A 21012-nucleotide genomic window follows, 5' to 3' on the forward strand; every position below is an offset into this window, starting at 1 on the left:
TCCCCGCTGGATTTCCAGAACAATGGCCCCGAGCATGTGCTCGGGGCCATTGTCGTGCTGCGTCACGTCTGGTGTCTGCGCCGATCGTGAGCCAGTGAAAGGATATCTGCGTGGAGATACTGATCGTTCTGGTTGCCGCGCTGCTCGCGATCGCCGCAGCCTCGATGCTCGGGGAGAAGATCGGCGTTGCGGCTCCCCTGCTGCTCGTCGTGCTCGGAATCGGCATCAGCCTGCTGCCGTTCGTGCCCGACGTCGAGATCGACCCCGAGTGGATCCTCGCGGGAGTCCTTCCACCACTGCTCTATTCGGCGTCGGTGTCGATGCCGACGATGGACTTCAGGCGCGAGTTCGGTGCGATCGGAGGCTTGTCGGTTCTCCTCGTCGTCGTCAGCGCTGTCGTGCTCGGATTCTTTTTCAGCTGGGCCATCCCCGATCTGAACATCTGGTGGGGCATCGCACTCGGAGCCATCGTCAGCCCGACCGACGCGGTGGCCACATCCATCGTGCGCGGCCTCCCGGTGTCCAAACGCGTCGTGTCGATTCTGGAGGGTGAGGGTCTTCTCAACGACGCCACCGCACTCGTGTTGCTGCGCACCGCCATTGCCGGCGCTGCAGCATCGGTGTCGTTGTTGGGCGTGATCGGGGACTTCGCCTTCGCGGTATCGGTCGCCGCGGTGATCGGATTCGTGGTCGGACACCTGAATTTGAAAGTCCGGTCCCTCGTGAAGGACTCGACGGTGAACACCGTCATCTCGTTCACCGTCCCCTTCCTGGCGGCCATTCCTGCCGAGGAACTCGGCGCCTCGGGTTTGGTCGCGGCAGTCGTCGCGGGCCTCGTCACCGGGCACGGCGCACCCCGTTCGCTGTCGCCACGGCACCGCTTCTCCGACACTCAGAACTGGCGTGCCGTGGAATTGGTGTTGGAGGGCGCCGTCTTCCTCACCATGGGCCTCGAACTGTCCACCATCGTCTCCGACGTGAACGACGATCACCGCGGTCTCGGTGCGGCAGCTCTCGTCGCGGCGGGTGCACTTGTCCTGACAATTCTCGTGCGAGCTGCCTTCGTCGCACCGCTCATCCGCTGGCTTCGACGGCGAGCGGCTCGCGGTGAACTCATGAAACCGAGACTGTACGACGCGGCGGGCCGCCTCGACGGCGACGGCGAGAACTACCTGTTCCACGGTCGACGGCGAACACCATCGGAAGGACAGATCGAGCGATTCCGCACCCGCATTCGCCGGGGTCTCGCCGACATCGACTACTTCCTCGCCGCTCCCCTCGACTGGCGCGACGGAACGGTCGTCGTGTGGGCGGGAATGCGCGGTGCCGTCACCCTCGCTGCCGCACAGACACTTCCCGAGGACACGCCCGCGAGGTCGCTGCTGGTGTTCATCGCGTTCCTCGTCGCCACCGGTTCACTGCTTCTGCAAGGCGGCACGTTGAAGCGCGTCGTCGCATGGGTGACGCCGACCCCCGCCGACGACACCGACGAGGACGACGCCCAGCGCGAGGGCATCCGCAAACTCCTCACCGAGGCCCTCGACGGCGAGCAGGATCGGTGGAATCAGATCTCGGCTCAGCGAACGGCTCTCCTCGACGCCCGCGACGACGGGCTGTTCGACGCCGAGTCACTCGAAAAGGCCCTGACCGTCCTCGACGCCGAGCAGATCGGCTTGGAGCTCCGGAGCCGGCCGGATTGAGTTTCCGGGCGATTGGGGCCTGGGGTGACCGAATGTCACCCTCGCACACTCAGAGTGACTGAATGCCGCCCTCGCTCCGTCTACGCCGTCAACGACACGAGCGTGGTCAGCTTGCGTACTTCGGCAGCGGTGCCGCCGCGCAACGCCTCAGTGCGTACGACCCGCTCGCCAGGGTTCAGGTACCGGTTGACCCAGGACAAAGTCGATGGCTGCACAGCTGTCGTACTCAGTTCTGCGCTAGGTACGCCGCGGACTGACGATCGACGATGTCGGTGAGATCACCGAGCGCCAGGTTGACGTCCTGTAAATGAAGACCCCAACCGTCGTTGGGCAGAGGCGTCAGGTCCGCTGCGTCACTACCCTCGATACGGAGAACCCGCGCATCCCCGTCGGATTCGCATCGCGCCGTGTAGTTCTGCGAGGGAATTACGAATGGCGCGGGTGCTACGACGGCGTTCGCATTCACGACGACTGCGGGAGCGCCCGGAACGACTGCAGCAGAACGCAACACCGTCTGCAACGGAGCTCGTGAATTGTCTTGCAGTGACGCAGGATTGGTGCACAACACTTCGTAATCGGGACCATACGGAAGATCCAGAGCGGAACCGTAGTTGTCGGCAGACGGCGAACGACCGAATCTGGCGTCGACCGGCGGCACGTCATTGAACGCCGAATACGCTACGACGCAACCAATTTCATCTGCCGACGCACATCCGGGCAAGTTCTCGAAATCCCCGCCGATGTTGCTCCCTCGCGCAACCAAGACGTTTCCGCCGATCAGCAACGCCGAGACGATCCGCGACCGGATGTCTTCGTCGTCATCGATCCGATGACGGATCAACGACCTCAGCATGTAGGTGCCCTGGGAGTGACCTATCAGAACGACACCGCGTCCGCCGTTGTAGTGCGTCAGGTAGTCATCCCACGCTCGGTCGATGTCGCCGTACGCAACTGCGAGCGCAGCTGCGCGTTCATCGCCAGGCGAGTTCGCAAGACCGAGAAGTGTGCTCTGGCGATAGACCGGAGCGAACACGCGGCAATGCGGAGAGAACCGCTCGGCTTGCTGCTGCACAATGAATTGTTGCTCCACACCGACGGTCTGGTCGGCGTTGGCTCGTGGCTGCAAGGAAACCGTCGGATACACGTAGAAACAATCGACCGGCGGATCGGATGGCTCCGGACCTGGCACTACCGAAGCGGATGTGTCGACATAGGTGTCTTGGCTGCCCTCACAGGGATTCGGAACCGAGCCGGGCTTGCACAGCCACACCGTCGGCGACACGTCGGCGGCTGCGACACCGCCCGTCGTAGCCGCCACTACCGCCAGCGTCGCAACCATGACTGCCGCCGACCGAACGATCCCCATCGAACACCTCCCCCGAGTCAGGGCGTCACTGTAGCAACCGAGACGGACATTCGGACTTGACCTTGACGCAGCGTCAAGGTCGACAATCGAGGTATGCGAATCGGAGTCCTCGCCCAGGCAGCCGGAACGACTCCGCGGGCGGTCAGGCACTACCACCGACTCGGCCTGTTGCCGGAACCGACGAGGACGTCGTCCGGCTATCGCGATTACTCGATGTCGGACCTCGTGCGACTCATGCGCATCCGCAGACTCGCGTCGAGCGGGGTCCCCCTCGGTGCGGTCGCCGCGATGACGACCGATGCGGATGGCGAAAGACGAGAAGGCGACGTGATCGACGATCTGACCGAGCTGGTTGCAGGTATCGAACGTGAACAGGAAGTATTGGAGACAAGGAAGACTCGGCTGCTCGATCTGCTGGCGGACGCACGAGACGGTAGACCTCTCAGCGCACTTCCCCGGCAACTCGCCGACAAGTTGGCCGATCTGATCGACAGTAGTGACGACGTCACACGCGTCGAACTGGAACGTGAGCGTGACCACCTCGAAGTGCTCGCACTGTCGGGTGGCTTGTCGGACGACCTCGCGATCGCGATGACGGAGGCGGTGCGGGAACCCGATTCGGTCGCGTCGTATCTCGCCGTCCTCGCTCGGTGGTCGTCGCTCCACGGGACCGATCCTGAACATGCGTCCGACGAGATCGATTCCATCGCACGAGATCTCGCGGAACTGATGGTGGACGTCCACGCGCTCGGAGCGCACACCGATCCGATCCGACTCGACATCGACGACGTCGTTCCTGATCCAGCGCAACGGGCTGCGCTCGTGCGCACAGTCGAGCTGATGACCGAAGGAGACAGTCCATGAGAACCGACACCGAAGCGTTCACAGCCCGACGCGGGACGCTCGCGACCCCGATCGCGTTCGGTGTCGCGAGCGTCGTCGAGATCGTCGCGGTCCACTTCCTTGTTCCTTGGCCGTGGCTGCAGTGGACGTTGCTCGGCCTGTCGATTGTGAGCCTCGGCTTCTTCGTCGGCGCCATTGCCGTTCATCGCGCCAACCCACACACCGCCACTCCGGAGACGTTGACGCTCCGATCGGCCGGGAAGGTCGTCGCCGACATTCCACGAGCCACTGTTCGCGCCGCACGCGTCCATCGTCGCTACGGCGTCGTGAATGCCACCATCGAGAACGGCCGACTGATTCTCCCGACGCAGGACGGCACCACCGTCGACGTCGAATTGTCGGATCCCGTCGACGCTGTCGTGCCAGCGATGCTCGCGAAGTGGAGGATCCAGGGCATGGTGTCGTCACTCAGCCTGCAGGTCGACGACCCCGCCGCGCTCGTTCGAGCACTTACGCCGCCACCAGCTGCCGATTCCGCTGAAGCGCCGTCGCGACGACCAGAACCCCGGCCGCAGCCGCGGTGATACCCGCGCCTGCCCAGATCGGTGAGGTGTATCCGAAGCCCGCGGCGATCGTGACTCCACCGATCCACGCGCCGAGCGCGTTACCGAGGTTGAAGGCGGCGATGTTGGCGCCCGACGCCATCGTCGGCGCATCCGACGCGAACGACATCACCCGCATCTGCAGGGCTGGAACGGTCGCGAATCCGAACGCTCCCATCACGAACAGCGATACGACAGTGGCGATCTGGCTTTCGGCGGTCGCCGCGAAAAACACCAGTACACCCGTCAGGGCAGCCAGCACGACGAGCAACGTGCGGGTGAGGTTCCGGTCGGCAGCCTTGCCTCCCACGTAGTTGCCGACGAACAAGCCGACACCGAACAGCACCAACAACCACGGAACCGTGGACGAAGCGAAGCCGGTGACGTCGGTCAACGTGAAGGCGATGTACGTGAAGGCTCCGAACATTCCGCCGTAACCGAGAACCGTCAGTGCGATGGAGAACCAGACCTGGATCTCGCGGAAGGCACGCAGTTCGCGTCGCAGATCAGCGACGGGCCGAGGCCCCTGCGGCGCAGGCACGAGCGCGAGAATGCCGAACAGCGCGATCACGCCGATGACGGTGATGGCCCAGAACGTCGAACGCCAGCCGTACGTCTGACCGAGGAAGGTTCCGAACGGCACGCCGAGAACGTTCGCGGCGGTCAACCCGGCGAACATCATCGCGATGGCGCCTGCCTTCTTGTTCGGTGCGACCATGTCTGCGGCGACGACCGATCCGATTCCGAAGAACGCACCGTGACACAGCGCGGCGACGACGCGTCCGGCCATCATGACTTCGTACGACGGCGCGAGTGCCGACAGGAAGTTCCCTGCGATGAACAGCCCCATCAGCGCGACGAGGACATTCTTACGCGGAAAGCGGCTGACGAGGGCGGTGACCGCGAGAGCTCCGACGACGACGCTGAGCGCGTAGCCGGTGATCAGCCATCCGGCCACGGATTCGGTGACGCCGAAATCCGCGGCGACCTCGGGCAGCAGACCCATGATGACGAATTCCGTGAGACCGATGCCGAACCCTCCGACGGCAAGTGCAAGTAGCCCTAGCGGCATGTGATGACTCCTCGATCGATGCGTGAGCAGATATAGAGCGTGTGCATGTAGTTGCAGGCGCGTCATAAATAGTTGCACGCGCTCGATAAACGCGCAAGCTGCTAAACTCGGAGCCGGTCATCGGCATGAGGAGCAGGCATGGGAATCGCAGACGATTCGTCGCTGGTGCGCGCGCGAGGCTGGCGAACTCTCGCTGCTCTGCACGCACACATCGAAAACGACCTCGAACGGACGCTGCAGTCCGAACACTCCCTGTCGGTCGTCGAATACACGGTGCTCGATGCCTTGAGCCGTCAGGACGGATGGCACATGCGCATGCAGCAACTCGCCCGCGCGTCGGCCTTGAGCAGCAGCGCGACCACCCGGCTGGTCAATCGATTGGAAGATCGCGGAATCCTTACGCGCGTTCTTTGCAAGGACGATCGCCGCGGTATCTACACCGAACTGACCGAGAAGGGCCGGGAAGCCGTCGCTCGCGCTCGACCCACCCATGACGCGGTTCTCGAGAGCGCGCTCGCATCCGCACGCGAGGTACCGGAGCTGGCGTCACTCGTCGACGCCATTCATGCGTTACCTACCGCAGCGTCAGGTTCCGTTGCTTGATTGTTCACCGGAGGCGACGGACCAGTATCGTGTGGCCGAGTAACCGTACGCTGCCCTGATATACGCCGACTGCCGGAGCCTTCACCCTCATATGCATGCGCAATCCCAACCTGTCGGCGTCACCGATCCTCGGCCGTCCACGTCTGCGGAGGCTGGACGAGCCGCCGTACGCGAAGACCTCAACGGGCTGCGAGGCGTTGCGATCGCGCTCGTCGTCGTATTCCACGTCTGGATGGGCCGGGTGTCGGGCGGCGTCGACGTCTTCCTGGTTCTGACGGGGTTCTTCTTCACCGCCTCACTGATCCGGACCGCGCAGTCGGGCGGAAGCCTGAACCCCTTCACCCGCGTCGGACGCGTCCTGCGCAGGCTGGGGCCGCCCCTCGTTCTCGTGCTCGCCGGTGTCGCGGTGGCGACGCTGGTGGTGTTCCCCCGCACGCGATGGGCGGAGGTCGGCGACCAGCTCGTGTCCGGAGTGTTCTTCTTCGCGAACTGGGAACTGGCGTGGACGTCTCAGGACTATCTGGCAGCTGATCCGACCGTCAGCCCGCTCCAACATCTGTGGTCCGTCGCCGTGCAGTTCCAGTTCTACCTACTGGCCATTGCCGTAGTCTTCGGCTTGGCCGCCATCATGCGTCGGTCGAGAGGCGGCCACCGCACGAGCCCCGATCCCCGGGTCTACCTGGTGCTCTTCGGAGGCGTCGCACTTTTGTCGTTCGTCTACGCAGCCGACGGCGCGACCCGACTGCAGTCCTGGAACTACTACGACACAGGCGCACGACTGTGGGAAATCCTCGCCGGTGCGGCGCTCGCTGCCGTGTTCGCGTTCCGCGCACCTGCACACTCGTACGGCCTTCCTTCGCGTGTGAGCAGGACCATCCTGGCCGTCGCCGGGCTCGGTGCCATCGTCGCCTGCGGTTTCGTACTCGACGGTGTGCGTGAATTCCCCGGTCCCTGGGCTTTGCTTCCAGTACTGGCGACGCTCGCATTGATAGTCGCCGGACCGTACACCGTCGTCGCCAAAGCGCTCCGCAGTCGCACCGGACTGTGGCTCGGATCGATCGCGTTTCCGCTCTATCTCTGGCATTGGCCGATCCTCATCTTCTGGCTGTCGATCAGCGGCGAGCCGTCGGCAAGCCTGCCCGCGGGCGCTGCCGTCATCGCAGTGTCCGTCGTCCTCGCGATGGCAACCGTGAAGCTCGTCGAAAAGCCGATGCAGGCGAAGACGCGGACCGTCCCCCGGCTCGTCATCACCGGCACCGCGGCCGCCATGGCCGCCGTCGTCGTCGCCGGTTCGATCGGCTGGAACTACTACATCGGGTCGACGGTCGCCAAGCTGCAGGCGGCCGACGGCAGCGATGTCGCGACGCATCCCGGTGCGCTCGCACTCACCGACGGCGCCATCGCCGAAGACGCCGACGTCATTCCGTCGTTGTTCTCGGCGCCCGAGGATCTACCGGTCACGACGATCGAGGGCTGCATCGCCGATTTCGAGACTCGCGACGCCGTGAGCTGTGAATACGGCGACGTCGACGCGCCACGAACCATCGCGCTGGCCGGTAGTTCGCACGCCGAGCACTGGATCACCGCACTCGACCTTCTCGGCCGTGAGCACGGCTTCCGCGTCGTCACCTATCTGAAGATGGGATGCCCGCTCACGCTGGGGACGATGCCGATGCTCGGCGACACCGAATACCCCGATTGCCTCGACTGGTCCGAGACCGTGCTCGACAGGCTCGAGCAGAGCCAACCGGACTACGTGTTCACGACGTCGACGCGCCCCAGAGACGACGGACCGGGCGACTACACGCCCGACTGGTATCTCCAGGTGTGGGCCGAGTTGTCGTCGTACGGCATTCCCGTCCTCGCGATGCGCGACAATCCGTGGCTCGAGCACGGCGGCGTGCAATATCGCGCGATCGACTGCCTCGCCGACGGCGGATCCGCTACGTCGTGCGGAATGCCTCGGGAGAATGCGCTCTCGCCGATCGATCCCGCGCTTGCCGCGTCGTTCCGTTTCCCGAGGGTCTTGCCGCTCGACATGTCGGACGCCCTGTGCGACGACGACGTCTGCCGTGTGATTGCGGGCAACGTCTTGATCTACCGCGACGAACATCACCTCACCACGACCTACATGCGCACGCTGACCACGGAACTCGGTCGGCAGATGGCCTCGGCTACCGGTTGGTGGTGAGCCGGGCCGACCCTGCCACAGTAGGGTTGATCCATGCCTGAGGACGCCTCCACCGAATCACCCGCGATCGAGATCTGGCCGGGGTCCGCATATCCGTTGGGTGCCACCTACGACGGTGTCGGCACCAACTTCGCACTGTTCTCCGAGGTCGCCGAAGCCGTCGATCTGTGCCTGATCGCCGACGACGGCACCGAGACACGCATCCGGTTCGAGGAGTCCGACGGTTTCGTCTGGCATGCCTACCTCCCGTCCGTGATCCCAGGACAGAAATACGGCTACCGCGTACACGGACCGTGGGATCCAGCAGCAGGCCACCGCTGCGACCCGAGCAAGCTGCTCCTCGATCCGTACGGCAAGGCGTTCGAGGGCGACTTCGACGGAGACCGTTCGCTGTTCTCCTACAGCCTCGACGTGCCGGAGCCGGACGACGTCGAAGACCAGGACAAGCCGTTCGAGGACGCCTCCGACCTCGCCGATCCGGACGGCGACGTCGTCGAATCCGAGCCGGTTGCACACGACGTCTCCCCGCGCGACGACTTCCCGCAGCACGACTCGCTCGGCCACACGATGACCACCGTCGTCATCAATCCGTTCTTCGACTGGCAGAACGATCGAGCGCCCCGGCGTCCGTACCACGAGACGGTCATCTACGAGGCCCACGTCAAGGGCATGACGACCACGCATCCCGATGTTCCGGAGTCTCTACGCGGCACGTATGCCGGGCTGGCACATCCCGCGATCATCGATCACCTTCTCCACCTGGGGGTCACCGCGATCGAGCTGATGCCGGTGCACCAGTTCATGCAGGATCAGACGCTCCTCGACAAGGGACTGCGAAACTACTGGGGCTACAACACTTTCGGGTTCCTCGCGCCGCATGCCGACTACTCGTCGAACCCGACCGCAGGCGCGGCCGTGACCGAGTTCAAGGCCATGGTCCGCGCGTTCCATGCCGCCGGCATCGAAGTGATTCTCGACGTGGTCTACAACCACACCGCCGAGGGCAACCACATGGGCCCGACGATCAGCTTCCGCGGTATCGACAACGCCGCGTACTACCGCCTCGTGGACGGTGACTCCTTCCACTACATGGACTACACCGGCACCGGTAACAGTCTCAACGCTCGCCACCCGCACACGTTGCAGCTGATCATGGATTCGCTCCGCTACTGGGTCACCGAGATGCACGTCGACGGATTTCGCTTCGACCTCGCCTCGACGCTGGCCCGCGAGCTGCACGACGTCGACCGACTGAGCGCGTTCTTCGACCTGGTCCAGCAGGATCCGATCGTGAGTCAGGTCAAGCTGATCGCCGAGCCGTGGGATGTCGGCGAGGGCGGATACCAGGTCGGCAACTTCCCCGGACTCTGGACCGAGTGGAACGGAAAGTACCGCGACACGGTCCGCGACTACTGGCGGGGCGAGCCGGCGACGTTGGGCGAGTTCGCATCTCGACTCACCGGGTCCTCGGACCTGTACGAGGCCACGGGCCGACGACCGGGCGCAAGCATCAACTTCGTCATCGCACACGACGGCTTCACCCTGAACGACCTCGTCTCCTACAACGAGAAGCACAACGAGGCCAACGGCGAGAACAACAACGACGGCGAAAGCCACAACCGCTCGTGGAACTGCGGCGTCGAAGGCCCGACCGACGACCCCGAGATCCTCGAACTCCGCGGCCGCCAGATCCGCAACATCATGGCGACGTTGTTGCTGAGTCAGGGCACTCCGATGATCGCGCACGGAGACGAATTCGGCCGAACTCAGCAGGGCAACAACAACGTCTACTGCCAGGACTCCGAATTGGCCTGGATGGATTGGTCGCTCGCCGAGACCAACGCCGATCTACTCGAATTCACCAAGAACGCCATCGCACTTCGCAACGACCACCCTGTCTTCCGGCGTCGTCGGTTCTTCGAGGGACGGCCGATTCGCAGCGGGGACCAGGCCCGAGACATCGCCTGGCTCACCCCCATGGGCGAGGAGATGACGCCCGAGGACTGGGACAGCGGATTCGGCAAGAGCCTCACCGTGTTCCTCAACGGCGAGGGAATTCCCGAACCCAACCAGCGCGGTGAACGCGTCGTCGACGACTCGTTCCTGTTGTGCTTCAACGCACATCACGAAACGATCGAGTTCATGACGCCCGACGGCGAATACGCGAAGGAATGGGCTGTCGCGCTCGATACGGCCATTCCGACCGGCACGAGTGAGAATGTCATCGAAGCGGGTACACACGTCAAGGTGGCCGCCCGGTCACTACTCGTTCTACGAAAGACGGCCTGACCTATGCCCACCCCGTCCAGCACGTATCGACTGCAGCTGCGCGGGGACGGGTTCACGCTGGAGGACGCCCGAGGAATCGTCGACTATCTCGACGACCTCGGCGTCACTCACGCGTACCTGTCCCCGGTTCTCACGGCTACCGACGGTTCGACCCACGGATACGACGTCGTCGATCCGACGTCCGTTTCCCCCGCCCTCGGCGGACGGTCGGCGCTCGATGCGCTCGCCGCCGAATTGTCCTCGCGCGGAATGGGCGTCGTGATCGACATCGTGCCCAATCACGTCGGCGTCGAGGATCCACGTCAGAACGCGTGGTGGTGGGACGTTCTCACGAACGGAAGCGCGTCGCAGTACGCCACGTTCTTCGACATCGACTGGGCCGAGGACAACGGCACGGACGGCAAGATCGCGCTTCCGATTCTCGGATCGGACGCGGACGTCGACGAACTCACGATCGACCGCACCGGCGACACACCACTGCTCGCCTACTACGAACACCGTTTCCCCATCGCCACCGGCACCGACGACGGGGACGCGACGACCGTCCACGATCGCCAGGCGTACCGGCTCGTGAACTGGAGATCCGGCCTCGTCGGCTACCGTCGCTTCTTCTCCGTCAACGGGCTCGCCGGTCTGCGCCAAGAGGATTACGACGTCTTCACCGAGTCGCACCGAGAAATCGCGTCGTGGATGACCGACGGAGTGGTGGACGGCATACGCGTCGACCATCCCGACGGGCTTGCCGACCCTGCGGGATATCTCACCGAACTGCGCGAGCTGATGGGCCCGGACCGTTGGCTCGTGATCGAGAAGATCCTCGCGCGCGGTGAGCCCTTGGACACCTCCCTCCCCGTCGACGGAACGACGGGGTACGACGCGTTGGCCGATGTCGGCGGTGTCTTCGTCGATCCAGCCGGGGCTGCGGCTCTCGGCGAGCTGTCACTGGCGCGTACCGGCATCGCGAGCGACGCAGCGTGGTTGCACGATGCGGAGGAGGCGTCGAAAACTGCTGTCGCGCAGGGAGATCTGAAGCCCGAGGTCCGCCGGCTGACGCGTGCGATCCTTCGCGAGTCCGGTACGGATGCCTCTGCGGACAGCGTGACCGACGCGGTCGTGGCAGTGGTCGCGCACATGCCCTACTACCGGTCGGACTACGCCCCGCTCGCAGGAACACTCGCGCGTGTCATCGGCATCGTGCTGCAGAAGAAGCCCGAGCTCGAAGCCGGTCTCGACGCTGTCACGGCGGCACTCGTCGCGGACGGCGAGTCGGCCGTGCGATTCGAGCAGGTGTGCGGCGCGGTCACGGCCAAGGGCGTCGAGGATCGTCTGTTCTACCGAGCAACACGGCTGATCTCGCTGCAGGAAGTCGGCGGGGATCCATCGAGTTTCGGTGTCGCGCCCGCGCAGTTCCATCTCGCCAACGCCGATCGTGCGACGCACTGGCCTGCGGCGATGACGACTCTGTCGACACACGACACCAAGCGTGGCGAGGATGTGCGCGCCCGGATCGGCGTGTTGTCACAGACTCCCGAACTGTGGGCTCGGTGCATCGCGGACTGGGAACTGCTGGTGCCGAGTCCCGACGGCACAACCGGGCTCTTCCTGTGGCAGAACCTGTTCGGAGTGTGGCCGGTCGACGGCGTTCTCGACGAAGAATTCCGTGGCCGGATACACGCCTACGCGGAGAAGGCGATTCGTGAGGCGAATCTTCGCACCGGATGGAACGAGAGCGACGAGAAATTCGAGACCTCGGTACACGACTGGCTCGACGGGGTCATGCAGGGATCCGTCGCCGATTCGGTGACGATGCTCGTCGCGCGTCTCGACCCACACGGACGCAGCGATGCGTTGGGGCAGAAGCTGTTACAGCTCGCTGGCCCCGGAGTACCGGACGTCTACCAGGGCACCGAACTGTGGGACGACTCGCTCGTCGACCCGGACAACAGGCGGCCTGTGGACTTCGCTGCACGTCGAGAGCTGCTGACGCACAACGACACCCCCGATTCCAGCACCGATGCCGCAGCCAAGTTCCGCGTCGTGCGTGCCGCGTTGCGCGAGCGTCGCGAACGGCCCGGCAGCTTCGTCGGTGGCACCTACGCACCCGTCTACGCGAGGGGTTCGGCGCCCGCGCACGTCGTCGGCTTCGCTCGCGGGCCCGCGCAGGGAGATCCGGACGTGATCGCACTCGCGACTCGGCATTCGCTGACCCTCGAATCGAAGGGTTGGGGAACCACGTCGGTGGTACTCCCGCAAGGACAGTGGCGCGATCGACTCACCGGCACACAGTTCACGGGAGACGTCGCGGCCACCGAACTGTTCGCGGCGCTCCCCGTGGCGCTGCTCGTCCGCGAGAACGTAGGAGATACCGACCGATGAGCCATCGTTTCGAGGTATGGGCACCGACGCCGGACACCGTTCGCCTCCATCTGGACGGTGAACTGCACGACATGCAGAAGCGTGACGACGGATGGTGGTTCGTCGACACCGATGCGTCACCGGACAGCCGGTACGGCTTCGTTCTCGGCGACGACGACGCCGTGATCCCGGACCCGCGCTCCCCTCGTCAGCCCGAGGGCGTGCACGAGCTTTCACAGCTGCATCAGCTCGACACTTCGGTCTGGACGGACTCGGGGTGGACCGGACGCCAGCTGCAAGGTGGCGTGGTCTACGAGCTCCACATCGGCACGTTCACGCCCGACGGCACGTTCGACGCGGCGATCGGCAAGCTCGACCACCTCGTCGAACTCGGGGTGACGTTCGTCGAGATCATGCCCGTCAACGGGTTCAACGGCACGCACAACTGGGGTTACGACGGAGTCCTCTGGTACACGGTGCACGAGGCGTACGGCGGTCCGGATGGATTGCAGCGCTTGGTCGACGCGTGCCATGTGCGCGGATTGGGCGTTGTGCTCGACGTCGTCTACAACCACCTCGGGCCGTCGGGCAATTACCTGGAACGCTTCGGGGCCTACATGGCTCAGGGCGCCAACTCGTGGGGTCAGACGATCAACTACGCAGGGCCGGACTCGGGGAACGTCCGCCGGTACGCGATCGAGAACGCGTTGCGGTGGTTCTCCGAGTTCCACATCGACGGTCTCCGGCTGGATGCGGTGCACGCGATCGCCGACACCACCGCGGTGCACCTTCTCGAGGAACTGGCGATCGAGACTCGACGACTGTCCGCTCACGTGGGCCGGCCGCTGACGCTCATCGCCGAGAGCGACCTGAACGACCCCATGTTGATCACTCCGCGTTCCGGTGGCGGCTACGGCCTCGACGCGCAGTGGGACGACGACCTGCATCACGCGATCCACGCCGCGGTATCCGGTGAACGGCAGGGGTACTACGGCGATTTCGGATCGCTGAAGGGCCTCGCGAACACGTTGCGGCACGGCTTCTTCCACGCCGGAACGTACTCGAGCTTTCGCGGGCGGAACCACGGCCGACCCGTCGACACGCGTCGTGTTCCGGCGAGCTCGTTCGTCGCGTACACGACGACGCACGACCAGGTCGGAAACCGCGCGACCGGCGACCGGCCGGGGTTCTATCTGACTCCCGGACAGCTGGCCGTCAAAGCCGCGCTCGTCCTCGCGTCCCCGTACACGCCCATGCTGTTCATGGGTGAGGAATGGGGCGCGTCGACGCCGTTCCAGTTCTTCACCTCGCACCCCGAACCGGAACTGGGCAAGGCGACCGCAGAGGGTCGCAAGGCCGAGTTCGCCGAACACGGGTGGGACTCCGACGACATTCCCGATCCACAGGACCCGGAGACCTTCCAGCGGTCCAAGCTCGACTGGTCCGAACTGGGCAGCGGCGACCATGCTCGACTCCTCGACACCTACCGCGGATTACTCTCTCTGCGTAAGCAATACGCGGAACTGACCGACCCGTGGCTCGAGAACCTCACGGTGGACTACGACGAGGACGAGCAGTGGATCGTCGTGCATCGTGGTTCGATTCGTGTGGCGTGCAACTTGTCTCCGGACCCCGTGACCGTCCCGGTCGGCGGCACCCCACTGTTGTCGTGGGAGCCGCCGACGTCCGACGAAACCGGTTCTGCAACAAGGATTCCCGGCTACTCGTTCACGATCCTCGCGGCGTAGCCGCCCGTGCGTGCATAGTTGGCCACTGGACCAACCCTTCACGCACGGGCGCGCAAGCGCACCGCCACGACGACTGCGGTCACGGCCAGCACGACGGCCGTCGCCACCGATGCCACGTGCATGCCCGTCACGAACGCGAGATGCGCCGAATCGGCCAGAACGGCGGCGGCCTCGTCGGGGAGGGTTCGTGACACCTCGACGGCGCCGCCGAGTGTCTCCTGTGCAGCGGACGCCTGAGCCGGGTCGAGCCCGGACAGGTCGAGGCCGCGACGGAAGAACGACATGACGACGGTGCCCAGGATCGCCACTCCGAGCGCGATACCCAGCTCGTAGGCGGTCTCGGACACGGCCGACGCTGCGCCTGCCTTCTTCGGCGGGACCGCTCCGACCACCAGATCGGAAGTCAAGGTCAGCGCGATGCCTGCACCGGCGCCGACGAGAACGAAGCCGCCGATGAACAGGGCCGGACCGGTTCCCACGCCGAGGCCGTACAACAACGCCGGACCGATCGCCGACACGGCGAGGCCGCCCGCCAACACCGTCCGGGGCGTCCAGATCCTCACCAGATAGGCGGCGACCAGCGACGTCACGATGCTCGACGCCGTACCCGGCAGCATCAGCAGGCCGGCCTCCAGCGGGCTGTAGCCCAGCACCAACTGCAGGTACTGCGCTCCGAAGAACAACACTCCGGCCAGCGCGAATACGGACAGGAAGTTCGTGAAGACGGCCGTCGAGAACGCGGGATTCGAGAACAGACGCAGGTCGATCATCGGGTCGTCGAGCTGCCGTTGACGACGCACGAACACGACGCCTGCAACGATGCCGACCACGGCTGCGAGGACGTTGACAACGCTGATGCCGTGCGCTGCGGTTTCCTTGACGGCGTAGACGAGCGGCACGAGGGCGAGCATCGACAGACCCGCGCTGACGAGATCGAAGACACCCGGCTTCGGATCCTTGGATTCGGGAATGACCAACGGCCCCAGCAAGATCAGCGCGATCATGACGGGGATGTTGATGAGAAATACCGAGCCCCACCAGAAATGTTCGAGCAACCAACCGCCGACGAGAGGACCTGCTGCGGCGCCGCCGCCCGCCATCGCGCCCCACACACCGATCGCGGTGGTGCGCTGGCGTGCATCGGCGAACATGGTCCTGATCAAACCGAGCGTCGCAGGCATCAGCGTCGCGCCCGACAGACCCTGCAGCACACGTGCGGCGATGAGCATCTCGGGACTGACCGAGAATGCGGCGACGACGGATGCGACGCCGAATCCTGCGGCACCGATGAGGAGCAGTTTTCGTCGACCGATGCGGTCGCCGAGTGTGCCCATCGTGATGAGCAGACCGGCGAGCACGAACGAGTAGACGTCGATGATCCACAACAACTGGCTACTCGTCGGCGACAGGTCGGCGCTGATGAACGGCAGCGCCAGATCGAGGACCGTACCGTCGACGGCGATCAACAAGACCGCGAACGCCAGGACGATCAGCCCGAGCCAATCCTTCGTGGTCGCCTTGGCCGTGACTTCGGTTTGCACGCTCGGCGTGCGCAACTCACTCACCATTTCTCCTTGAATTACCCCGGCGACCCAACCGTCCAGCCGGTACAGTCGCCCAGCGTAGCAGTCGACCGTCCAGCCGGTACAGTCAATTACACTCGACTTATGTCACACGACACACGCGACCGAATACTCGACGCGCTCGAAGAGATGCTGCTCGATCAAGGATCGACCAAGGTGACACTCGAGAGCGTTGCAACCAAGGCCGGGGTGTCCAAAGGTGGCCTGCTGTACCACTTCAACACCAAGGACGCGATGATCGCCGCGATGGTCCGACGGCTCGGCGAGCGCTCCGACGAACAGCGAGCACTCGCCGAGCAAGGTGGTACGACGGTCGCGCAGTGGTACCTGCAGCCGCCGGAGACGATCTCAGAGAAAGAGATTGCCCTGTTTCGATCCACCCTCGCAGTGTTTCGCAGCATCGACGGCACACCCGGCGAGATCCAGGATGCCGTCACCGAGGTCATGCGACTGTGGGACGAAGCGATACGGGCCGAGATCGCCGACCCTGTCACCGCCGAGATCGTCCGACTCGTCGGTGACGGCATCTACCTGAATGCGCTGATGGATCTCCCTGACGTGAATCCGGAACTGCACCAAAAGGTGGTCGAACGTCTACTGGGCGAAGGTCAGGTCAAGTAGCGATACGCCGGCGAACCCGGCTCCAACTGCTCGACCGTCAGACGCGACGACCGCATGCGCTCGAGAAGCGAACTGAGGCCGGACGCGACACCCAACTCGATTCCGACGAGCGCGGCGCCGGTCTCTCGATTGTTGCGTTTGACGTACTCGAACAACGTGATGTCGTCGTCCGGACCGAGAACCTCGTCCAGGAATCGACGCAGCGCACCCGGCTCCTGTGGGAAGTCCACCAGGAAGTAGTGCTTCAGTCCGAGATGCACGAGCGACCGTTCGAGGATCTCGCCGTAGCGCGACACATCGTTGTTGCCACCGGAGATCAGGCAGACGACAGTACTTCCGGGAGCGACCGAGATCTGGTGCAGCGCAGCAACACTCAGTGCGCCTGCAGGTTCGGCGATGACGCCCTCGTTCTGGTACAGGTCGAGCATCGCCGTGCAGATCGCACCCTCGTCGATCTGCGTCATCAAGAACGGGCCCGACGCCTCGTCACCGCGCGGGAACGACGGCACCGTCACCAACGGCAGCGACGCGTGCGAGACCACCTCGGCGCCCAGGAACCTCAACGCCTCGTAGGGCACGTCACCGATCCGGCGAACTGCGGCACCGTCGACGAACGGATCGATGTCCGACAGCGTGACCGGTCCGCCGGCGACGAGCGCTGCCGTCATCGACGCCGCACCCGACGGCTCGACACCGACGAGCGCGGTCGACGGAGACCGCTCGCGCATGTACGTGGAGATTCCCGCGATGCAGCCACCACCGCCGACGGGCATGACGACGGTATCCGGGGCGGCACCGAGTTGCTCGACGATCTCGGCCGCGATCGTGCCCTGCCCCGCGACGGTTCGCTCGTCGTCGAACGGCGGAACCATCGTGGCGCCCGTCCGGACGACGTCATCGGCTGCAGCCGCCGCGGCCGCGTCGAACGTGTCGCCGGTGACGATGAGTTCGACGAACTCTCCCCCGTGCACCCGGATGCGATCACGCTTCTGCTTCGGAGTGTTGGCCGGCACGTAGATCCGGCCCTTCACCTGCATGGCCCGGCACGCGAACGCGACGCCCTGAGCATGATTACCTGCGCTGGCCGTCACGACACCGACTGCCAGCTCATCGGGCGTCAGTTGCGCCATCAGGTTGTACGCACCGCGGATCTTGTACGAGCGCACGATCTGCAGGTCTTCACGCTTGAGGTACACGTGCGCGCCGGTGGCAGCGGACAGGCGTTCGCAGTACTGCAGCGGCGTCGATGCGACGACGTCCGAAATTCGCTTGGCCGCCGCGTCGATGTCGTCCGCGCTGATGGCGAACGACTGGGTGCGTGCTACGGCTGCTTCAGGCGAGTTGGACACCCGTCCATGCTGCCACCAGCGTAGTCCCGACCGTAAGCCGGGACTGGTGTCAGCGGGAGAACTGTGACGGCAGTGGCACGTTCCGCAGGTTGGACTTGGCCATCTGGACTGCCTCCCCGACGCCGCCGTTCATGACCATCCGCGACATCGCCAACGCGAATCCCTTGACCTGTTCGCCCGTGATCGTGGGCGGAAGCGACAGTGCGTTCGGGTCCGTCACGATGTCGACGAGTGCAGGGCCGTCGTGCTCCAGGGCTGCCGTGATGCCCGACTCGATGTCCGCGGGGTCCTCGATGCGCCGCGAGAAGATGTTCAACGCCGCCGCGACAGCCGCATAGTCCGTGGCCGGAACGTCGACACCGAAATCGGGAATGCCGTCGACCAGCATCTCGAGCTTCACCATGCCGAGCGTCGAATTGTTGAACACGATGATCTTCACGGGGAGCCGATACATCGCGACTGTCAACAGTTCACCCATCAGCATCGACAGACCCCCGTCACCGGACAGCGACACGACCTGACGATTCGGAAACGCGACCTGCGCGCCGATCGCATGCGGGAGCGCATTGGCCATCGATCCGTGCAACGCCGAGGAGAGGAAGCTGCGCTGCCCGTTGGGGTTCAGGTAGCGCGCGGTCCACACGTTGCACATGCCGGTGTCGGACGTGAACACCGCATCGTCGGCAGCGAGATCGTCGAGAATCGATGCCGCGTACTCCGGGTGAATCGGCGTCCGCTGCTTCACCGGCGTCGTGTAGGCGCCCACGACCTTCGTCATCAGAGTGTTGTGCCGATCGAGGGTGCGCTCGAGGAACGACCGGTCCGACTTGCGCTGCACCAGACGCAGCAACGCCGCGAGCGTGCTCTTCGCATCACCGTGGACCGCGTAGTCGAGACTCGTTCTACGCCCGAGGTTTTCGGCCGCACTGTCGATCTGAGCCGTGCGAACCCGGTCCGGGAGGAACTGGTCGTACGGGAAATCCGTGCCGATCAGCAGGAGCAGGTCCGCGTCGTGGATACCGTCGTGCGCGGCGCCGTAGCCGAGAAGCCCCGTCATCCCGATGTCGAACGGATTGTCGTACTGGACGAACTCCTTGCCCCGCAGTGAATGTCCGATAGGCGCTCCCAGAACGTCGGCGAGCTCGAGCAGCTCGGCGCGCGCGTCTCGAACACCCGCACCTGCGAAGATCGCCACCGTCGACGCCTCGTCGATCGCCGCGGCGAGGCGTCGTACATCGGTGTCGGCGGGAACGAGCGACGGAGTCGCGGTCCGGACGTACGACGGCGCCGCCCTGCCGATCGGCTCGTCCGCGATGTCGCCCGGCAACGTGATGACGGCAACGCCCGGCGCGGCCACCGCATGCTGCACCGCCGAATGCACCACGCGCGGTGACTGTTCCGGCGTACTGATCAGCTCGGCGTACACAGAGCACTCGACGAACAACCGATCAGGATGCGTTTCCTGGAAGAAGCTCGACCCGATCTGCACACTCGGAATGTGCGACGCGATGGCCAGCACCGGCGCGCCCGAGCGGTTCGCGTCGTACAGGCCGTTGATGAGGTGTAGGTTGCCCGGCCCACACGATCCGGCGCACACCGCCAGCTCGCCGGTCAGTTGTGCCTCGGCGGACGCTGCGAAGGCAGCGGCCTCTTCGTGACGGACGTGAATCCAGTCGATTCCGCCTGCCGACGCTCCCCCGCTGCGCCTGACCGCGTCGACGATGGGGTTCAGGCTGTCACCGACGACGCCGTAGATGCGGCGGACGCCGACCTCGATCAGTTGAGCGACGATCTGCTCTGCAACCGTGTCGACCTTCAACGTGCGGAGTCCTCGCCGGCACGCGTCAACACGAAGACCGGGATCTCTCGGTCGGTCTTCTTCTGGTAGTCCGCATAGTCCGGGAACGCCTCCACGGCGCGGTCCCACCACACGGCCTTCTCGTCACCCGACACCTCGCGTGCGACGTAGTCGGCTTTGTCCGTGCCGTCCTGCAGCTCCACCTGCGGCTCGGCGACGACGTTGTAGTACCAGACCGGATGCTTCGGAGCACCGCCCAGCGATGCGACCACCGCATACTCGCCGTCATGCTCGACGCGCATCAGTGGCGTCTTGCGCAGCTTGCCGGACTTGTTGCCCTTGGTCGTCAGAAGTACGACGGGCAGGCCCCGCAGCGTGGTGCCCTCGGTGCCGCCGGAGTTCTCGAGGAGTTCGGCCTGTTCGCGTGCCCAGTCGGATGTGCTCGGTTCGTATTCACCTGTCAATGGCATGTACTCGAGTGAACACCCGCCACAGCCGTTTCGCCACCTCCCCGCGCGAACGGGACGGGCCGAGGAAAAAGTTTCGGTGGACCGAAACCTTGCGTGCGTATACCCTGAAGCAAGTACGCAGCAGCGCCGAATGGAGCAGATCATGACCTACGCGATCCCGAGGATCCCCACTCGTCAGCGTTCCACCGTGCACACCGTCGACATCGCAGGTACCGCGTGGCCGGTGTACAAGGTCGAAGCCCTGGTTCTCGGATTGATCGTGTTCGTCGGCACGCTCGCGCTCACCATGACTTTGCAGGTCGCCGTTCTCGGCGCCGCAGCCGCAACCGTCGCAGCGTGGTGGACGCTGAAGCTGGTCGAATACCGTTCGACAGTCGAACACCGCGACTGACTGCACACGATCGGCCGGTATCGACGGGATT

The 21012-nt window shown here is 64.8% G+C and carries 17 protein-coding genes; 10 read left to right on the forward strand and 7 right to left on the reverse strand.

What is annotated here, in order from left to right; translation table 11 throughout:
• Positions 1–164 precede the first annotated feature (164 nt).
• The gene (locus tag CHB96_RS18620; RefSeq protein ID WP_371829034.1) at positions 165–1700 is read left to right on the forward strand and encodes a cation:proton antiporter; all 1536 of its coding nucleotides are present in this window, start codon (positions 165–167) and stop codon (positions 1698–1700) included.
• An 80-nt stretch (positions 1701–1780) separates the two neighbouring features.
• Here the strand turns inward: CHB96_RS18620 and CHB96_RS30300 are convergent, their stop codons facing one another.
• A complete protein-coding gene (locus CHB96_RS30300) occupies positions 1781–1915 on the reverse strand; it encodes a hypothetical protein (RefSeq protein WP_281254430.1) in 135 nt (44 codons plus the stop codon).
• An 11-nt stretch (positions 1916–1926) separates the two neighbouring features.
• Entirely contained in the window at positions 1927–3066 is a 1140-nt protein-coding gene (locus tag CHB96_RS18625; RefSeq protein WP_089248959.1) for a DUF3089 domain-containing protein, read from the reverse strand.
• 93 nt (positions 3067–3159) lie between these two features.
• Between CHB96_RS18625 and CHB96_RS18630 the strand changes: the two genes are divergently transcribed.
• The gene (locus CHB96_RS18630) at positions 3160–3930 is read left to right on the forward strand and encodes a MerR family transcriptional regulator (protein WP_089248961.1); all 771 of its coding nucleotides are present in this window, start codon (positions 3160–3162) and stop codon (positions 3928–3930) included.
• A complete protein-coding gene (locus CHB96_RS18635) occupies positions 3927–4493 on the forward strand; it encodes a hypothetical protein (protein ID WP_089248963.1) in 567 nt (188 codons plus the stop codon). Before CHB96_RS18630 ends, CHB96_RS18635 begins: the two co-directional genes overlap by 4 nt.
• Here the strand turns inward: CHB96_RS18635 and CHB96_RS18640 are convergent.
• Positions 4420–5583: an MFS transporter gene (locus CHB96_RS18640; RefSeq protein WP_089248965.1), complete on the reverse strand. Its 1164-nt coding sequence runs from the start codon at positions 5581–5583 to the stop codon at positions 4420–4422. The two genes, CHB96_RS18635 and CHB96_RS18640, sit on opposite strands and share 74 nt — an antisense overlap.
• 138 nt (positions 5584–5721) lie before the next feature.
• Between CHB96_RS18640 and CHB96_RS18645 the strand changes: the two genes are divergently transcribed.
• The 5 genes from CHB96_RS18645 (at position 5722) to treZ (ending at position 14769) form a co-directional block, all read left to right on the forward strand.
• On the forward strand, positions 5722–6186 hold the full coding sequence (locus CHB96_RS18645; RefSeq protein ID WP_089248967.1) for a MarR family winged helix-turn-helix transcriptional regulator: 465 nt from the start codon (positions 5722–5724) through the stop codon (positions 6184–6186).
• 91 nt (positions 6187–6277) lie between these two features.
• Positions 6278–8377 (forward strand): acyltransferase family protein, encoded by a 2100-nt coding sequence (locus tag CHB96_RS18650; RefSeq protein ID WP_089248969.1) that lies wholly within the window; start codon positions 6278–6280, stop codon positions 8375–8377.
• Between the two features lie 33 nt (positions 8378–8410).
• Positions 8411–10666 carry a glycogen debranching protein GlgX gene (gene glgX, locus CHB96_RS18655; protein WP_089248971.1) on the forward strand — a complete coding sequence of 752 codons (2256 nt, stop codon included), beginning with the start codon at positions 8411–8413 and terminating at the stop codon, positions 10664–10666.
• Between the two features lie 3 nt (positions 10667–10669).
• Positions 10670–13042: a malto-oligosyltrehalose synthase gene (treY, locus tag CHB96_RS18660; protein WP_089248973.1), complete on the forward strand. Its 2373-nt coding sequence runs from the start codon at positions 10670–10672 to the stop codon at positions 13040–13042.
• Positions 13039–14769: a malto-oligosyltrehalose trehalohydrolase gene (gene treZ, locus CHB96_RS18665; RefSeq protein WP_089248975.1), complete on the forward strand. Its 1731-nt coding sequence runs from the start codon at positions 13039–13041 to the stop codon at positions 14767–14769. The genes treY and treZ overlap by 4 nt, the downstream gene beginning before the upstream one ends.
• Before the next feature lie 38 nt (positions 14770–14807).
• Here treZ and CHB96_RS18670 read toward each other — a convergent pair whose 3' ends face one another.
• Entirely contained in the window at positions 14808–16337 is a 1530-nt protein-coding gene (locus tag CHB96_RS18670; RefSeq protein ID WP_089248977.1) for an MFS transporter, read from the reverse strand.
• A 99-nt stretch (positions 16338–16436) separates the two neighbouring features.
• Between CHB96_RS18670 and CHB96_RS18675 the strand changes: the two genes are divergently transcribed.
• Positions 16437–16973 (forward strand): TetR/AcrR family transcriptional regulator, encoded by a 537-nt coding sequence (locus CHB96_RS18675; RefSeq protein ID WP_089248979.1) that lies wholly within the window; start codon positions 16437–16439, stop codon positions 16971–16973.
• Here the strand turns inward: CHB96_RS18675 and ilvA are convergent.
• The 3 genes from ilvA to CHB96_RS18690 are packed head-to-tail and all read right to left on the reverse strand — an operon-like array spanning position 16961 to position 20590.
• A complete protein-coding gene (ilvA, locus tag CHB96_RS18680; RefSeq protein ID WP_089248981.1) occupies positions 16961–18322 on the reverse strand; it encodes a threonine ammonia-lyase IlvA in 1362 nt (453 codons plus the stop codon). The genes CHB96_RS18675 and ilvA overlap by 13 nt on opposite strands.
• 49 nt (positions 18323–18371) lie before the next feature.
• Positions 18372–20141 (reverse strand): pyruvate dehydrogenase, encoded by a 1770-nt coding sequence (locus CHB96_RS18685; RefSeq protein WP_089248983.1) that lies wholly within the window; start codon positions 20139–20141, stop codon positions 18372–18374.
• Positions 20138–20590 carry a nitroreductase family deazaflavin-dependent oxidoreductase gene (locus CHB96_RS18690; RefSeq protein ID WP_089248985.1) on the reverse strand — a complete coding sequence of 151 codons (453 nt, stop codon included), beginning with the start codon at positions 20588–20590 and terminating at the stop codon, positions 20138–20140. Before CHB96_RS18690 ends, CHB96_RS18685 begins: the two co-directional genes overlap by 4 nt.
• Positions 20591–20732: 142 nt before the next feature.
• Here CHB96_RS18690 and CHB96_RS18695 point away from each other — a divergent pair, with 142 nt between their 5' ends.
• A complete protein-coding gene (locus CHB96_RS18695; RefSeq protein WP_089249201.1) occupies positions 20733–20981 on the forward strand; it encodes a hypothetical protein in 249 nt (82 codons plus the stop codon).
• Positions 20982–21012 lie beyond the last annotated feature (31 nt).

It is taken from the genome of Rhodococcoides kyotonense, from assembly GCF_900188125.1.
In the GTDB taxonomy this organism is placed as follows: Bacteria; Actinomycetota; Actinomycetes; order Mycobacteriales; family Mycobacteriaceae; genus Rhodococcoides; species Rhodococcoides kyotonense.

Coding starts and splice junctions, on each gene's coding strand:
- CHB96_RS18620 (WP_371829034.1), top strand. CDS start 165: ATGCTCGGGGAGAAGATCGGCGTTGCGGCTCCCCTGCTGCTCGTCGTG.
- CHB96_RS18625 (WP_089248959.1), bottom strand. CDS start 3,066: ATGGGGATCGTTCGGTCGGCGGCAGTCATGGTTGCGACGCTGGCGGTA.
- CHB96_RS18630 (WP_089248961.1), top strand. CDS start 3,160: ATGCGAATCGGAGTCCTCGCCCAGGCAGCCGGAACGACTCCGCGGGCG.
- CHB96_RS18635 (WP_089248963.1), top strand. CDS start 3,927: ATGAGAACCGACACCGAAGCGTTCACAGCCCGACGCGGGACGCTCGCG.
- CHB96_RS18640 (WP_089248965.1), bottom strand. CDS start 5,583: ATGCCGCTAGGGCTACTTGCACTTGCCGTCGGAGGGTTCGGCATCGGT.
- CHB96_RS18645 (WP_089248967.1), top strand. CDS start 5,722: ATGGGAATCGCAGACGATTCGTCGCTGGTGCGCGCGCGAGGCTGGCGA.
- CHB96_RS18650 (WP_089248969.1), top strand. CDS start 6,278: ATGCATGCGCAATCCCAACCTGTCGGCGTCACCGATCCTCGGCCGTCC.
- glgX (WP_089248971.1), top strand. CDS start 8,411: ATGCCTGAGGACGCCTCCACCGAATCACCCGCGATCGAGATCTGGCCG.
- treY (WP_089248973.1), top strand. CDS start 10,670: ATGCCCACCCCGTCCAGCACGTATCGACTGCAGCTGCGCGGGGACGGG.
- treZ (WP_089248975.1), top strand. CDS start 13,039: ATGAGCCATCGTTTCGAGGTATGGGCACCGACGCCGGACACCGTTCGC.
- CHB96_RS18670 (WP_089248977.1), bottom strand. CDS start 16,337: ATGGTGAGTGAGTTGCGCACGCCGAGCGTGCAAACCGAAGTCACGGCC.
- CHB96_RS18675 (WP_089248979.1), top strand. CDS start 16,437: ATGTCACACGACACACGCGACCGAATACTCGACGCGCTCGAAGAGATG.
- CHB96_RS18690 (WP_089248985.1), bottom strand. CDS start 20,590: ATGCCATTGACAGGTGAATACGAACCGAGCACATCCGACTGGGCACGC.
- CHB96_RS18695 (WP_089249201.1), top strand. CDS start 20,733: ATGACCTACGCGATCCCGAGGATCCCCACTCGTCAGCGTTCCACCGTG.